At 67.3% G+C, this 14842-nt stretch carries 12 protein-coding genes; 4 read left to right on the forward strand and 8 right to left on the reverse strand.

The window, feature by feature from the left end; all coding sequences use genetic code 11:
- Nucleotides 1-51 precede the first annotated feature (51 nt).
- Entirely contained in the window at nucleotides 52-1578 is a 1527-nt protein-coding gene (locus IE195_RS04425) for a hypothetical protein (RefSeq protein WP_191268109.1), read from the reverse strand.
- Nucleotides 1579-2333: 755 nt separating this feature from the next.
- On the opposite strand from IE195_RS04425, the gene IE195_RS26440 reads away from it, so the two are divergent.
- The 3 genes from IE195_RS26440 (at nucleotide 2334) to IE195_RS04430 (ending at nucleotide 3638) form a co-directional block, all read left to right on the forward strand.
- Nucleotides 2334-2468, forward strand: coding sequence for a hypothetical protein (locus IE195_RS26440; protein ID WP_264081817.1), 135 nt, complete (start codon nucleotides 2334-2336; stop codon nucleotides 2466-2468).
- A gap of 146 nt (nucleotides 2469-2614) precedes the next feature.
- Nucleotides 2615-2737, forward strand: a complete 123-nt coding sequence (locus IE195_RS26445; RefSeq protein ID WP_264081816.1) for a hypothetical protein — start codon at nucleotides 2615-2617, stop codon at nucleotides 2735-2737.
- Between the two features lie 253 nt (nucleotides 2738-2990).
- The gene (locus IE195_RS04430) at nucleotides 2991-3638 is read left to right on the forward strand and encodes a hypothetical protein (protein WP_191268110.1); all 648 of its coding nucleotides are present in this window, start codon (nucleotides 2991-2993) and stop codon (nucleotides 3636-3638) included.
- A gap of 222 nt (nucleotides 3639-3860) precedes the next feature.
- Here the strand turns inward: IE195_RS04430 and IE195_RS04435 are convergent, their stop codons facing one another.
- The 7 genes from IE195_RS04435 to betT all read right to left on the reverse strand — a co-directional run bounded on the left by IE195_RS04435 (nucleotide 3861) and on the right by betT (nucleotide 13261).
- On the reverse strand, nucleotides 3861-4388 hold the full coding sequence (locus IE195_RS04435) for an SMI1/KNR4 family protein (protein WP_191268111.1): 528 nt from the start codon (nucleotides 4386-4388) through the stop codon (nucleotides 3861-3863).
- A gap of 237 nt (nucleotides 4389-4625) precedes the next feature.
- Nucleotides 4626-4829, reverse strand: a complete 204-nt coding sequence (locus IE195_RS04440; RefSeq protein WP_225942865.1) for a helix-turn-helix domain-containing protein — start codon at nucleotides 4827-4829, stop codon at nucleotides 4626-4628.
- A 185-nt stretch (nucleotides 4830-5014) separates the two neighbouring features.
- Entirely contained in the window at nucleotides 5015-6394 is a 1380-nt protein-coding gene (locus IE195_RS04445; RefSeq protein WP_191268113.1) for a hypothetical protein, read from the reverse strand.
- Nucleotides 6391-7449, reverse strand: a complete 1059-nt coding sequence (locus IE195_RS04450) for a TIM barrel protein (RefSeq protein WP_191268114.1) — start codon at nucleotides 7447-7449, stop codon at nucleotides 6391-6393. Before IE195_RS04450 ends, IE195_RS04445 begins: the two co-directional genes overlap by 4 nt.
- Nucleotides 7450-7459: 10 nt before the next feature.
- Nucleotides 7460-9307, reverse strand: coding sequence for a GMC oxidoreductase (locus tag IE195_RS04455; RefSeq protein ID WP_229826081.1), 1848 nt, complete (start codon nucleotides 9305-9307; stop codon nucleotides 7460-7462).
- A 26-nt stretch (nucleotides 9308-9333) separates the two neighbouring features.
- Nucleotides 9334-10095: an NAD(P)/FAD-dependent oxidoreductase gene (locus IE195_RS04460; protein WP_191268115.1), complete on the reverse strand. Its 762-nt coding sequence runs from the start codon at nucleotides 10093-10095 to the stop codon at nucleotides 9334-9336.
- Nucleotides 10096-11116: 1021 nt separating this feature from the next.
- Entirely contained in the window at nucleotides 11117-13261 is a 2145-nt protein-coding gene (betT, locus tag IE195_RS04465) for a choline BCCT transporter BetT (protein ID WP_308428394.1), read from the reverse strand.
- A gap of 976 nt (nucleotides 13262-14237) precedes the next feature.
- On the opposite strand from betT, the gene IE195_RS04470 reads away from it, so the two are divergent.
- Nucleotides 14238-14621: a hypothetical protein gene (locus tag IE195_RS04470; RefSeq protein WP_191268116.1), complete on the forward strand. Its 384-nt coding sequence runs from the start codon at nucleotides 14238-14240 to the stop codon at nucleotides 14619-14621.
- The last annotated feature ends 221 nt before the right edge of the window (nucleotides 14622-14842 follow it).

A 14842-nucleotide genomic window follows, 5' to 3' on the forward strand; every position in this document is an offset into this window, starting at 1 on the left:
GGAGAATCCTTCCGGATGTGGAGGGGGATGATGCGTGGGCTGCGGGGGGTATCAGCCCACCGCTGCCCCGAACGCTCGGCCGTCGTCGGGAACGCCGCCCTCTCCTGGGCGCCACGTGCGCCAGGCGGGTTCACCGTCGCTTCGCAGCTCGTCCCAGGACACGGCGTGCACCGCCCCGGGGTCGCCGGTGTCGAAGGGGGTGGCGGCGTAGAGATCGTCGGCGGTCACGTGGAGGGACATACCGAAGTGGCCGCCGGCGACCGGAGCGCCCAGCGCGTCGTGCCCGGAACGGTCCAGGTCGATGCGGTCGTCCACGGAACCGCTCAGGGGATGGAAGACCTGGAGGAGTCCGGCCGCGCGCTCGTCGCCGACCGTGTGCCCGGGGGTGCCGGCGACGAGTTTGACGGAGGTGTCGGAGGCGTTCTCGCCGGGATCGGTGTCGATCAGACGGACGTGTTGGCCGAGGAAGTCCGAGCTCTGCGCCAGGTCCATGCCGTCGGTGTTGCGGCCCACGGCGAAGATCTGGCGCCGGGTGCCGTCGGGTTCGGAGCTGAAGACGTGGACGCCGCCGACGTCGGTCTCGTCGTCGGCGAGGTCCTCGCCGGGGGAACCGACGGCGACCATGGTCTCAGCGGCGCCGTCGGAGGTGCGGTAGTCGATCACGTCGACGGAGGTACCGGTGCGGTCACCGGTCTCGGCACCCCCGTTCACCCCTCCGGGAAGTTCCGAGTCCTGGTGGAGGTCGCCCACGTAGTCGGGTCGGCTACCGGATTGCTCGTGGTTGAACAGGTGCACTCCCCCGGCGAACTCCTCGTCTCCGATGGACTCGCCCGGAGCGCCCACCGCGATGAGCGTGTCGTCGGCCGCCACGTCGAACCCGTAGCGGTCGTTGATCTCGGCGGTGCCGGCCACACCGTCGGTGTCCTGGTGGAAGGCGGAGGTGTCATCCCCTCGCACGTACTGGACGAAACCGGCGTCGCGGACGTCTCCGATGGACTCACCCGGAATCCCGATGACCGCGTAGGGCTCCCCGTCGGGGGCGTTGCCTGCGGCTACCGCGTGGCCGAACCAGTCACCGGCCTCCGGTCCGCCTCCGAAGCCCGCGGTGTTCTGATCCCATACCTCGGGCGCCTCCCCTTGGCCCAGACCTTCCGGAGAACCGGGGACCACCAGGGCCGCCCCGGCCTCCTCCCTGCCGTCGACCTCCTCGAAGGGCAGCCCCACGAGCAGGTCGGCACAACCGTCACCGTCGTGGTCGAAGGTGTCCAGGACCTCGCCGAAGCGGTCGCCTCGCCCGGGGTCTCCGGGGACCGCTTCGGTACTCCGGTCCAAGGTGGTCGGTTCGGCGTCTCCTCCGTAGACCACGGTGATCCGTCCGGCGCGCTGGTTTCCGTCGACTGTCGCGTCCGGGTCCCCGACCACCAGGTCGCGAACACCGTCGCCGTCGAAGTCGGTATCAGTGCCTCCGGAGCACCCGTCCGCGAAGGCGGCTGAGGGTGTCCCCAGCGTCGCGGCGGCCACGGCGCAGGCGGCCAGCGCAGCGGCCGTCCGCCTGGGGGGCAGGCAGGGGGATGCCATGTGGAGGAAGTCCTAGCGGTGAGCACGGAAACGAACGGTGCGTGACGCTAAGTATCCGACAAAACGCGCACATCACGGGAAAGGTTTCCTTGTCCTCTGCGATACCCCTGCAGGGGACATGAAGCGGGAAGCACGATTCCCCTTTTCCAAGGCCCCACCGAAAGCGAGCAGAGGAAGGAGTGCACGGGCCCGCCAACGCCCTCATCAGTGCGGAGGCGGCAGAGGAAGCACACGAACAGCCCCGGGGAGCCGCCCAGGGAGAGCACATCGGGCGCACCCGAAAACGCCGACAAAAGCCGAACGTAAGCTATATGAGAACGTTATATTCGGTGCGAGCGCCGTATCCGCTGCACACGAAACAGAATGAGCACTCCACAACTTCAACCAGGGGACCTCTGGTCCAGTGGCCAGCCGTCCCTGACCACGAGGACACCCCAGTCCAGGACGGGTGAACCCGCATCCTCACCTGGGGCAGAAGACCCTTTGGGACTCCTGGTGCACTCCCCTGAACCGGCTACCGCACCGGAACCAGACCACCCGACCTGTCTGTGCGCGGCGCTGGCCGGGGCCCACTCCCTGACCGTGATCAGCTAGTGGGCGACCAACGCATCCCAACACCCTGGCCCGGCTGGGAGCCCGCACCGCCTGTCCCGCCCTCGGGGTCCGCCGACCTACGAGCCCGACACCATCCGCCGAGTGCAGACCAGCCCGGCCCCGCCGCGCTCGCCCGCCTGACCACCACTGCAGACCTGGCCGTGCTCATCGTCGACGGCAAGCACGGAAGGCGCACGGTCGAGGTACTCACCGCACCCCGAATCTCCTTCCCCCGCACCAGGCGGGTGTTGCGGGTACACCAGTGGGTCAAGGAGGTCTCCACCGGCCGGGTGTAGCGCGCCTACGCCCAGGCCATCACGAGCCTGCCCGGGTCGGCTGGCCTGGCGCGGGGTCTCAACTGGCGGATCGGGGTACTGCACCGCATGCGGGATGCGGGCTTCACAGAGGGCGCATCCAGGGCGCGGACCGCAGGGATGTGTCGATGCTGCGCAACCCGGCGATCCCGCTGTTGAGTGAGCTGAGGATGATCAGCACCTCCGAAGCGGTGCTCCGGGTGTACCAGGAGACCTCCACCCGCCCTCTCGAGCTACTCCACATCCCCTGAACAGGGCAGAAACGTCCCTCACCCGACTTTCCAACAGCCCTGGGCAGTGCACTGTGTCGGTGCTGCCCGACGGATGCTTCGTTGGGTTTTCGGCCCTCAGGACCGGTGAGCCTGTGGGCTTTGAGGGGTGCGGGCACCGTGGCCCCAGGCTTGAATGCTGTTGCGATCAACCATGGCACCGGTCACCCAGACTGGTGAGCGTTTCCGGCCACAGCACTGGCCTGCACTGGCCCTCCATCGCTAGCGTGGCCGTATGAGCGATGGAATCCGTTGGATCGGAGAGCACAATCTGGCGGCCCGGACTCCTGGCCTCCCGGGGATGCGGGAGGCCGTTTCCCTCACGGTTGCCCGTGACATCAGTGCAAGAGAGTTCCTCATCAGCCTCGGAGCACACGCGGAAGACCTCAACAAAGGGACCCTCTTCAAAGATCAAAAGAAGAAAAGCACCGCAACCTTCCACTCTCTCGCCATGTACGGGACCTGCGGGGGCTGGGTGTATGTCCTGGAGAACTCCCCCGATGCCACCTGGTACACGAAGAGCCTAGCTCACCAAGAATCACAGGTACTGACTGGTGCAGAAATTGTTTGCGTAACCCAGCGGGAAGATGACCCGCCGCCTTACGTTTCACACGTCACACCCGAAGGCCACGCGTCCCACGCAGAGTGGGGCGCCCCTACGGGGCATCCAGATTTTGATGAGGCGCTTCGCTCCGCTGGGGCGATCTACCCTTCCCTGCCGGACTCCTCCGAAGAAGTAGTGGAGACGTACTGGGAAGAGCATATGGATGATCTTCTACCGAGGATCTTCACCGCAGTTGGCAACTACTGCAAGCTGGAGATCAGCCAAACCGAAGTTGAAGCAGGAAGTCTTCCTCTGGTCGTATTCCCTCCCGCATCATAATATGAGTACCGGGAGGCGCCTTCTGGCATCCCCAAACGCCGATCAGCAACAGGTCGGGGGTGTTCATCTCGCAGATGACAGACTCCGCAGGAGCGCCGCCCGCCGTGTACCGGCGCTCACCACTCATAAGGGAATCCAGCCAAAAAGCACCCCCGACCCTCCGTTGCGGCGCTCGAGGACCAGATGACCGGCCAAGGTGCGCGGCCTGGTCGATGCCCGTAACTACGCCGCGTACGGCGTGAAGGACGGACGCTCTACCAGGTCGGCGATGGTGAACTCCTCGAAGGTGACGTCGGTCAGGACGCGGAAGAGGCACTCCGAGGCAGACATCGGCAAGCACCGCCAGGGGTCGACCTCGGTCCGCGCCACCACCGGCCAGTCCTGCGGCGGAACCTCGGCGTCAGCGGCCCAGTAGAACTCGACCGCCGTCACCGACATGGCCCAGGGGATCAGGCCCGCCCCACCCGGACCGTAGAGACCGTACGGATCGAAGCTGTCCCGCGTGAACGGATATTTCTCCAGTGTCCGTCGCAACGACGCCAGCTCATTCACTATCTGCGAGTCGGCTCCCCCCGGCGCACCGTACACATGCAGATACTCGCTGAACTCCCCCACGCCGAAACACCGGCAGAGCTCCTTGTAGTCGTCGGGAAGCGCAGTACCCAGGCGCGCCTCGATCACGTCCCACGCGATGTCGACGTCTATCGACCGCCACTCGACGGTGTCAGCGATCCGACTGACCCACGACACGGCGCCTCCCCTTCCGATCACCCCAGCCCGGTGGCGTCACAGCCTCGGGCCGACACCACGATCCCTGAGAGGACACCGGTGTTGAGAACCTCGCGAGGTGCCATCGGACGCCGCCGAGGGTCGGTGTGTGCTCCGCAGCTCCGGGCCGGCACAAGCCCAGGCGGAATCCCTTGCCACGAAACGATCGTAGCGATCACAGGAACAGCGGGGCGGACCGCCGTGCCTTCGGCCCGCCGGTCAGCAGGCGAGGCACGCACGCGGTGTCCGCCCGGTGAACCGGCGCGCCTCGTGTGTGAGGTGGGCCTGATCGGCGTATCCCGCCGAGAAGGCCACATCGGCGAGAGTCCGCGACCCGCCCGCGCGGATCAGACGCAGGGCTCGCTGCAGGCGCCCGACCTGCTGGACGGTCTTGGGGGACAGCCCGGTCTCACGTTCCACCAGGCGACGTCGGGTGGCGTGGTGTCAACGCCACCCGACGGGCGAACCCGTGTCCGCACCGTCGCTGTCCGCCGCTCTGGTCCGGCCACGGGCGGGCCCCTCCGGGCGGGAAGACCGCGGCCATCGTTCCCCCACAACGCACGCGGCCTCCGGTTCTCCCCACCGGAGGCCGCGCGGTGACCGGTGTGTCAGCCGTCGGCGCTGGACGGGACGACCGGTTTCCGTACCGGGCGGGCGAAGGTGTTGCGGAAGAGCTGGACCTTGGTCTCCTTGCTCTCGTAGTACTTGACCGTGTGGTACGAGGTGGTGACGAAGTCCAGTCTGCCGTCGCCGTCCACGTCCAGGACCGCGATGTGGGCGGTGGAGTCCTTGCTCACCCACTCGCGCACGACCACACGGCCGGTGGAGTCCAGCTTGAGGTAGAGGACCCCCTGGGTGGGGTGGGCGGCGTCGCTGTTCTGCGGCCCGCGCAGGGCGATGAGGAACTCGTCGTCGCCGTCCCCGTCGAAGTCCGCGGCCACGACGTGGTGCCCGACCGCGTCGTACTCCTTCCTCGTGCCCTCCTCCTCGGAGACGATCGGCTGCGGGAAGACCGTCACCACCCGGCGCTCCCAGGGGCGCTCGAACGGACTCCTCGTTCCCCAGGGCCGGGTGTAGACCGCGACGGTGTTGCCGTGGAAGGGCTCCACCGCGACGATGCAGGAGGCGGCCTGGCCTCCGACCCGCCCGATGGCGACGTTGCCGCTGCCGCCGAACTCGGGGGGCTTCTCGTAGTTCTCCGGCGTGCCGATCTCCTTGGACACGCGCGGAGGAACACCGTCGCCGATGTGCCTGCGGATCCAGTTACCGTTTCCGTCCGGACCGATCCAGTCCAGGCCGCCGCACAGGGACGAGTCGCGGTGGGAGGCGACGATGAACGACTGGAGGTCCGGCCGCGGCGTTCCGGGGAAGTACCCGGCGACGACCGCGTGGATGAGCCGGAACTTCAGGGAGTCCAGGCCGGGCGCTGGCGTTCGCTTCCACTCCTGTGCGGGGTCGGTCGGGATGTCGTAGAGGACGGGACTGTAGGGCTTGAGGAACCCCTCTTGGCCCCTCTTGTGCTCCGCGACGTCCGCGTCGGCCTTGCCGACGACGGGGAACGCCGCCAGCTGGGGGCCCTGGGTCCTGGTGAAGTTGCCCAGGCGTACCCGGTGGGTGGCCACGAGTGAGGCCACCTCCTTCCGGGTGTACTTACCGTTCGCGTCCGGCTTGAGCCAGGAGATCTTCCCGTCGTCGCTCCCGCAGCCGAACATGCACTGGCCGTAGTTGTGGCAGACCACGAGGTCCGGGTGAGGGGCGCCGCTGAAGGAGGCGTGGTCCAGCGCCACCGGCTTGTTCAGACCGGTGGCGGTGAAGTCGAAGACGTCGCTCCTGATCCAGGAGGCGCCCGAGTGCCGGTACCCCTCCACCTTCTGTTTGGTCAGCCCCGAGGTCACCAGTCCCGCCTCGGTCCGGTGGACCCAGTAACCGTCCCCGGTGTCGGCGGCGATGCTCTCCTTCTTGAAGACCGGTCGTGCGTGAGCCGTCATCGGCTGCCGCCTCCCCCGGTCGATCCGAGCAGGGCGCTGACGGTCGTGTGGGCTTCCTTCGCGTAGTCCAGGGGCTTCCCGGGCCCGTGGAAGTCACCCTCGTAGGGCTGTTCGGCCTCCACCACGAGCCACTTGCGCCATTTCACGGTGGGGTGCGGCGCCTCCCCCGTCTTCCTCCAGCGGTCCTCCCGCGCGTAGTCGACGTCGTCCAGGGCCTTGAGCACCTTGTCGAAGGGCACCGTCCACTTGCCGTGGTCCGCAACCGGAACGTTGAAGATCCCGGCCTTCACCCCGTCCTTGAAGGAGGTCCTGGCCAGGTCCAGGCTCCTGAGCTTGTCCGGCCTCAGGTCCTTCAGGTGTATGTGCTTGATCCGGTCACCGTGCCGGTACACGGCGGCCACCGGGTCCCCGCCCGCCCAGGTGAGGTGGCCGGTGTCCAGGAGCAGGTGGACGTGCGCGGCGTCGGTGCCCGCCATCAGCCGGTCCGTCTCGGGCTGGGTCTGCACGCCGGTCCCCATGTGCGGGTGGTAGCACAGGCGGAACCCGTCCGCGGCGGCTCGCCTGCCCAGTTCGTTGAGGCCTTCCACGAGGGTGTTCCACTGCTGGTCGGAGAAGCGGTTGCGCTGTTCGAGGGGGACGTGCGGCTTCAGGTGTACGGCGTTGCCGAATTCCGCGGCCCCGATGTTCTGCACCCCGCGGTCCGACCACTGCTTCTTGCTCTTCTCGTAGAAGTCCAGCGTGCGCTCGTAGCCTCCGGCGGTGGTGAACCAGGTGCTGATCCAGGGCTCCGTGACATGGAACTCCCGGCCGTTCGGCAGCCCCGCCGCCGTCAGGAAGCTCTTCCAGGCAGCGGCGTCCTTGGGGAACTCCCGGTCGTCACTGCACCCGGTGAACTTGGCTTCGATGATCTCCTTCAGGCACTTATCGGCCGGGTAGTACTGTTTTCCTTTCGAATCTGCGGTCAGGTCCGGGAAGTCGGCGTTGCGCCACCCGGTGGGCGTGATCCCGAGCCGCACACCCGTGAGAATCTGCTTGCCCGTCGTGTTCCCAGCCATGAGACCCCCTTCAGTGATGCGTGTTCGCGTTGAGGACGCTGAGCACGTCCTGGACGGCCACGTGCGCCATGGCCATGCTCGTGTGCGTCGGGTTGCTCGCGTTGCCGAACGGGTGCAGGCCGTTGCCGCCGAGCCAGAGGTTCGAGGTCCCGCACACCCTCGACTTGGGCGTGACCACGTGGTCCCGTTCCTCCACCACCTGGGCCTTGCCGTCGTTGACGGGATCGTTGCCCATCCGCGTGGTCCCCGCCACGTGCAGGGGCAGCCCCGGAACGAGGAACTGGGGTTCCGAACCGGGCATGAAACCGCCCAGGTGGGAGGCGACCTTGACCATGTCGGCCATCATCTCCCCGGCCGTGCGCCGCTCCTCCTCGGTGAGCTGGAAGTGGAAGGTCGGCTGGGGCATGTCGAAGGAGTCGACGTTACGGAACCTGAGCTTTCCCTGATGGTCCCGGTAGCGCTCGCTGAACTCGACACGGTTGCTCGCCCGGGGCCGGGACAGACCGAACCAGCGCAGGTCCACGATGAGGCGGGTGTCGATGTTGGGCGGGACCGCCCCGTAGCTGAACGCGTCACGGTGGATCTGGCAGTGCCAGGGGCGCGCGGTCGAGGCCGGGATGTACAGGTTGGGCTCAGGCTCGTCCTTGGGGAACGGAATGGGGTCGGCCGGGTCCTTGCGGAAGTTCTTCTGGTTCTCCCTGAGGATCTCGCGCTGGGCGGCGCGGTAGGCCTCGACCCGCTTCTTCGCTTCCTCGGCAATCGGCTTGTCATCCTTTCCGGCGACCCCGTCCAGGTGCTTCTCCAGGTCATCCAGGTGTTCCTGCCTGAGCACCACCTGGCAGAAGGCCATGGGCTGTTCGGTCATGTACTTGCCGACGGGCAGGTTGAGCTTCTCGTCCAGTTCGGAGGCGTAGAGCAACTGGGCGGTGAGGATCGGGCCGCAGGCGATCACGTAGGCCCTGGCCTCGACCACCGCGGTCTTGCCGAGGTCGCGCAGGTTGCGCAGGTGGACACGCTTGACGCTCGCCGCCGTGGTCGAGGACCCCCCTTCCAGCTCGATCCGGGTGGCCTGCCACTCGGCCCGGAGCGTGAAGCCCGCCTCACCGTTCCCCTTCTTCCAGGCAGGTTCGGCGAGCTCGCCCAGCACCGTGTCGGCCGCGCTCCAGGTGACGAACTCCCGGTGGCCGTGCTCGTTCTGGTCCTTGCGCCGCTCCACCGCGAGGGGCAGCTCCGAGACCTGGAAGCCCGCGTCCTGGTTGAGGACCTTCTTCACCAGTTGGTGCCGGGCCGAGTGCCGGTAGGCCTCGGTGGTGCGCTTGAGCGCTTCGGTCGAGCGAGCGTAACCGGGCTTGAGCTCCCCTGCGCTGAGCGGATACTCGGCCTTCTCACCGTTCGCGTCCACCCAGGTGCGTTCCAGCGCCTCGTTGAACTCGGGCATCGCGCAGGTCCAGTGGGTGGCCATCCCGCCGACCGCGTAGGTGGCGGCACAGGCGCCGAGGTTGTCCTCCTCCTTCTGGTGCGGGTTCTGGTTGTTGAGTACGAAACCCGCGTACTCCTCCGCGTCGTAGTGGTAGGAGGAGGGGTCCAGCGTCGTCGGGATGTCGCTTCGGGTGGACACCGACAGCGGGTGCAGGTGCCCCTTGATGACGTTGACGAACTCGTCGATGTTGCGCTGGTAGAGGAAGGAGTTCTTCTGGTGCTCGCCGTAGCGCCCGGCCGTCTGCGGCCCGGCGTCCACCATCAGCACGTTCTTGCCCTTGGCGTGCAGGTCGCGGGCGAACAGCGACCCGATGGGCCCCGATCCCACGACGAGGACGTCTGGGGTGATCTTCTCCGCTGAGGCGGCATTCTCCACCACTGTGTGTTCCTCCCGGTGCTCCGTTGTCACTTTCCGGCGGGCTGGTAGTACTTGTAGGCCCTGCTGACGGGGTCGCCGAGAACCAGGCCGACGTTGTCCCCGCGCCTGAGGCGGGCGTCCGTGCTCACCGTGGACGCGGTTCCCTCACCGGCGGCCTGTGCGATGCGCTGGACCGATGCGGCGCGCACGTCGCCGGCCGCGAACAGCCCTTCCTCGCTGGTCTGGAAGGCCAGGATCTTCGGTCGCTGGTTCTCGGTGTCGGGGTCCTCCTCGCCGTTCGGTTTGTACTTGCGGGGGTAGGGCCGGGGGATCTGTTCCGTCAGAACGAAGCCGGCCCTGTCGCGGGCCACCCGGGCCGCATGCTTGTCCGGGGCTTCGGGCTGACGCAGCCATTCGGTGTCGGGCACACCGCCGGTGAGCGCGAAGACGAAGTCCGCGGGGATTCGCCGGGTGCCCTGGTCCACGTGGGAGAAACCCCTGTCTCCCCCGCCCCTGGCGACGAAGTGGTTGATGCTGGCCCCCGCCAGGCCCGCGGGGCCGCCACCCACGATGAACAGGTCGAAGAGCTGGTTCTCTCCGCCCTTCTGGAAGAGGCCCAGCTCCTGCGCCAGGGCTGTCAGCGAAGGGTCGTCCAGCAGCACGAAGGGCCCCGAACCCCACTGCACGATCACCAGAATCCAGTCGGTGGAGATGTTGACCGGGACGGGGACGCGGTTGACCCAGTTGAGTGCCGGGAATCGCCTGGTCCGGTGCGCGTGCGGGCTGGACTGGTTCCCGACGACCCGCACCAGGTGTTCGGATTCGTGTTCGGGCAGGAGTTCCCGAATGAGGCGGAGGGTTCCGCGGCCGGTGAGCCGAGCGCATCGCGGGTCCGGCCCAGGTCCGGGGCCGTGATGAGGCGGGCGTCGTCTCCGGGCCAGTCCTCGAGCGTTCCCCGGAGTGTCTCCAGGCGGCGCTGGTCGGGGTCGGAGAGGACGATGACAAGGTTTTCTTCGGACAAGGAGGACACCGTCCACGAAATAAAGGGGGCACCTTTGAATGAAAAACGGATAAACCAGCCGACCCCGAGGGCGAACCAGCGATCAACAGAACCGTAACAGCGGGGGGCACGGGGAGGCGGCCGAAAGAAGGGGGAATTAAATTACACACAGACCGAAAACAAGGCACAGGACACCCGCGGCGATAATCAGCAGAAAACTTCAGCACCAAGGGACACTAAACACGAACACAAGGGAAGTAGTGGACATGTGTTTCGATTTGCCTTGTCACGTGTTCTTTTCCAGGGGCGGCGGCGCGGGGCCACCCCCGAACCCAGGGGAGATGTGGCACGTGGAGCAAAGACGGAATGCCACACGGACGACGGGGCGGACAGGGAGGAGGCACAGGAGTTCTTGTCTTTTTGATTATTGAATTTTAAATAAAAGATGCGGACCTTACGTGGTTTCCGAAACCGCGAGCCCGCACCCAACAGCGATGAGGCTGAATTATCGTGGTTCGGATCCATACCGGCCGACTTCGGGTGGTGCCGTGCGGAGCGAGGACCCCGTCCCGTTCGGTGACGGCGAAAAGCATTTCGCGGGTGCCCGGTCCCGAACACCCGGGTACCAGGACGCACGGACCAGCGCACGGCCCCGGGGCCGTGACGAGACGAGCGGCCGGAGGCCCGACCCATCAGACCCTCCGGCCGCTCCCCGGCCCTCGCCGGCATCGCCCGCACACCGATCCGCTACCGCGGGCCGCCCCCCGGAGACGGGCTCTCGTCCTGCTCCCGCCACGGCGCGACCGGTCGCACGGGAAGCGGAAACGGCCTCACATCCCCTCCTCGGCCTGGACGTCGGCCGTACCGGGCCCGTGGTCGGGCATGGCCGAGCGGGCCTGCGCCTCCCGGTGCAGGCGCAGGAACTCCAGGTGCCGCTCGTACTCGTCGAGGATGTTCCCGATGAGCTGCTCCTTGGTGTAGCCCATCACGTCGTAGCCCTGGCTGCCCTCGGTGAGGTAGACCTCGAAGCGCACGTAGTTGTCGTGCTCGGCGAGCGAGCGTATGGCGAACGCCGGGGTGGGGACCACGATCGGCCACACCCGGTAGGTGAACTCCTCCTCGGAGCCCATCGGCACCCGCAGGTCCAGGTGCGGGATCCCGACCTCCTTGTCGACCCCCTCGGTCACCGACGCCTCCGCGCCCTGGTCTCGCAGCCCTTCGGCGACGTCCTCGAAGGCGGGGCGGCACACCTCCCGGACGAACCTGGTGGCCGCACGCTTGCCGGGGAAGTTCACCGCCCTCGCGATCCGCTGGCGCCAGTTGCGCTCCGCACCCCGGCGGTCGACCGCGGTCCGGTCCGACAGCGAGGACGACAGGGTCGTCCGGAACGCGTCCTGCCGGAACCTCTCGACCCTCAGCGCCTTGTACAGCCCCCAGATGATCAGGAGCATCACGAACGAGAACGGTAGCCCCATGATGATGGTCGCGCTGGTCAGCGCATCCAACCCGCCGACCAGGAGCATGGCGAGGGTGAGCAGGCCGGTCGCCGCCGCCCAGAAGACACGCAGCCACGCCGGCGCGTCGGTGGTCGGTGTCGGCAGGTAGGAGCTGAGGTTGCCCATCACCAGCGCACCGGAGTCGGCCGAGGTGACGTAGAGGAGCAGCCCGACGACCGTCGCGAGTCCGGCGCTGAACAGCACGCCCGGATACTGCGTGAGCAGTGTGTAGAACCCCCGTTCGGGTTCGTTCATGGCGAGCTCTCCGAACGCCACGTTGCCCTGGCGCACGACACTCAGGGCGCTGTTGCCGAAGACCGAGAGGAACGTCAGCGTGTACAGCAGCGGGACCACCAGGGTCGCCGTCACGAACTGTCGGATGGTGCGACCGCGCGAGATCCTGGCCAGGAAGAGCCCGACGAAGGGCGCCCAGGCGACCCACCAGGCCCAGAAGAACAGCGTCCAGTCGTTGAGCCAGTCGATCGGCGGATCGTAGGCGAAGGTGTTCAGCGTCATCGAGGGGAACCGGCTGACGTAGTCGCCGATGTTCAGCACGAGGGCGTTGAGCAGCTGGACGGGGTTCTCGAAGACCAGCACGTAGAGCATCAGGACGATGGCGAGCACGACGTTGAGCTCCGACAGCCGCCGGATGCCCCGGTCGACGCCAGCCACGGCCGAGACCGTGGCCACCAGCACGGCGACGAGGATCAGGCCGATCTGCGCCGCCGTCCCCTCGGGGATGCCGAAGAGGAAGTTCAGTCCGTAGTTGAGCTGGACGACGCCGATGCCCAGCGACACGGAGATGCCGAAGATCGTGCCGATGATGGCAGCCAGGTCGACCGCGTCACCGATGCGGCCGTGGATGCGCCTGCCGATCAGCGGGTACAGGGCCGAGCGGATGGCCAGGGGAAGGTGGTAGCGGAACGAGAAGTAGCCGAGGGCCATGCCCATCAGCGCGTACATCGCCCACCCGGTGATGCCGTAGTGGAAGAGCGTCCAGACCACGCTCTGCCGCGCCGCCTCGACGGTCTGCGCGTCGCCCTCGGGAGGGGCCAGGTAGTGGGTGACCGGTCCGGCCACGGAGAAGAACATCAGATCGATGCCGATGCCCGCCGCGAACAGCATGGCGGCCCACGCGAACACCCCGTAGTCCGGCCGGGAGTGCTGGGGGCCGAGCTTGATGGCACCGTACCGGGAGGCCGCGACGAACACCACGAACCCCAGGTACAGGGTGGCGGCGAGGAAGTAGTACCAGCCGAACACCCGGCTGATCCATCCCACGACGGTGCCGATGACGTACTCGGCGCCCGTCGGAGTGATGATCGCCCAGATCGAGAGCGCGAGGATCAGGATCGCCGAGCCGAAGAACACGGCCGGTTTGAGCTGGCTCCGCCCGGGTTCCTCCCTCTCCAGATCCGCCGGCGTCTCCGGATTCGCCGCGCCGTCCTGACGATCCTGTCCTCCGTCATCGGTGGCCACCGATCTCACCTCTCGTTCCTGCGGTGCCGGTAGTGGCTTCCCGCGGGCGGCGGTGCCGGGGACGACGAGGAGGGGGCCGGGGGCCTTCCGCGACCGCGGCCGGGCACCGCGCTCGGGAGCACGCGGCCTCGGCGCGGACCGCACAGCCCCGTCCGGCGCCCGCCTAGGTGCCGTCCCGGCGCCGTGAGGCCGGCGGGAAGCGAACCATGGGACTCGGGTAGTCCACGGCGCCATCTTCACCGACCGTCCGTCACGGGGCCCGTAACCCGCGCGCGGCGGCGTGGCGTGTCGCCCCTGGTCACGCGGCGGGGCAACGCCGTTCCGGTGCCGTGAGGGAGCGGTGTACGAGGCGGGCCGCCGGGGTCTCGCCGTCCGGTACCGGGCACGGCCCGTCGTCCGTCGAGGTAGTGGGACACAGGGTCCGTGCAGGGGTTTCCGGGGCGGAGGTCGGCGGGCAGGGCCGGGCGTCCGTGGTGGGGGCCGTCCGCTCCGCCTGGATCGACCCGCGAGGGCGCGCCACGGAGGCGAACCGCCGCTTCTCGAGGACCGGGCCGGGGGCCGGAGCCGGGTGCGGGGAGGCGATTCCGGCACACTCCGGAGCTCGCGCCGAACCCGCCACGAAACAGGGTGGGAGCAGGGCATGCGTTCGGCTGCGCCGGACCACTCGGTGATGCCGCGCATTATGGCCTGCTACGAATCAAGTTTATGGAAGCACCCAAGATCCGCAACCCTGATCCGCTTTGATGACACAATCGACAATGGCTTGCATCTTTCCTGACAGCAAACACTCGCTGAACTCCATCGCCCCGCCAATGATTAACCATTGAATCGAATTGATCAATGTGGTTGCCTGCCGACAGGTCCAAAAGCGTGGGGGCGGACACGAAGCCTCCCAGGCATTGCCGTCACTGGTTCGTTTCCAGGGGATGTGTCGGCAGGGCTCGCCACAGGGGACGCACGGACCGGCGGAGAGAAAATGAAGATCATCAAGGGATTGTCGGTCGCCGGGGCTGCCGGGGCGCTGGTGCTGTCCGGGTTCTTCGGATCAGGAACCGCATTCGCCAGCACCTCCTCGGCGACAAGCGGGACGACCTCGGTGGAGACGGCCGCAGTGGAGAGAAGGTCCTTCTCCTGCGAATGGGAGTCGGGCAACCTCAACTTTTCCTGGGACAACGGAATCACCAGTACCCGGATTTACTACAACAACCACTGCAGCGACGTTCGGTACGTCACCGTTCAAATTCACCAGGTCAACGGTGGAGAGCGCACTGTCTGCTGGCGTGTGCCCACGGGGAAGAGCAGCAAGCTGTTCTCCAAGGGGGCAGGCGAATCCGTCCACACCATAACCAGGCACTGCTAGTTTTCCCAGCGACGCGGGGATCCGCCGGACGGTCAGAAGTCCTTCCCAGCTGACTTCCGGCCGCCCGCGGACAGGGGCCCCGTTTCACGTGGTGACTGGTGGAACGGGGCTCCTTCGTCCTTGTGGAATTCCAAGGTCCGACGTCGTCCGGGGCGCGTACGCCTGCGCCGCCGATCGAGAGCGCCCCGGAAGGCGGAACGATCACGGACGCATGGCCGGAC

Origin of the sequence: Nocardiopsis terrae, from assembly GCF_014651695.1 — a bacterium.
In the GTDB taxonomy this organism is placed as follows: Bacteria; Actinomycetota; Actinomycetes; order Streptosporangiales; family Streptosporangiaceae; genus Nocardiopsis; species Nocardiopsis terrae.

What these genes read in the sequence shown, in the direction of transcription:
- IE195_RS04425 (WP_191268109.1), bottom strand. Translation starts at nt 1,578, where the DNA reads ATGGCATCCCCCTGCCTGCCCCCCAGGCGGACGGCCGCTGCGCTGGCC.
- IE195_RS26445 (WP_264081816.1), top strand. Translation starts at nt 2,615, where the DNA reads ATGCTGCGCAACCCGGCGATCCCGCTGTTGAGTGAGCTGAGGATGATC.
- IE195_RS04430 (WP_191268110.1), top strand. Translation starts at nt 2,991, where the DNA reads ATGAGCGATGGAATCCGTTGGATCGGAGAGCACAATCTGGCGGCCCGG.
- IE195_RS04445 (WP_191268113.1), bottom strand. Translation starts at nt 6,394, where the DNA reads ATGACGGCTCACGCACGACCGGTCTTCAAGAAGGAGAGCATCGCCGCC.
- IE195_RS04450 (WP_191268114.1), bottom strand. Translation starts at nt 7,449, where the DNA reads ATGGCTGGGAACACGACGGGCAAGCAGATTCTCACGGGTGTGCGGCTC.
- IE195_RS04470 (WP_191268116.1), top strand. Translation starts at nt 14,238, where the DNA reads ATGAAGATCATCAAGGGATTGTCGGTCGCCGGGGCTGCCGGGGCGCTG.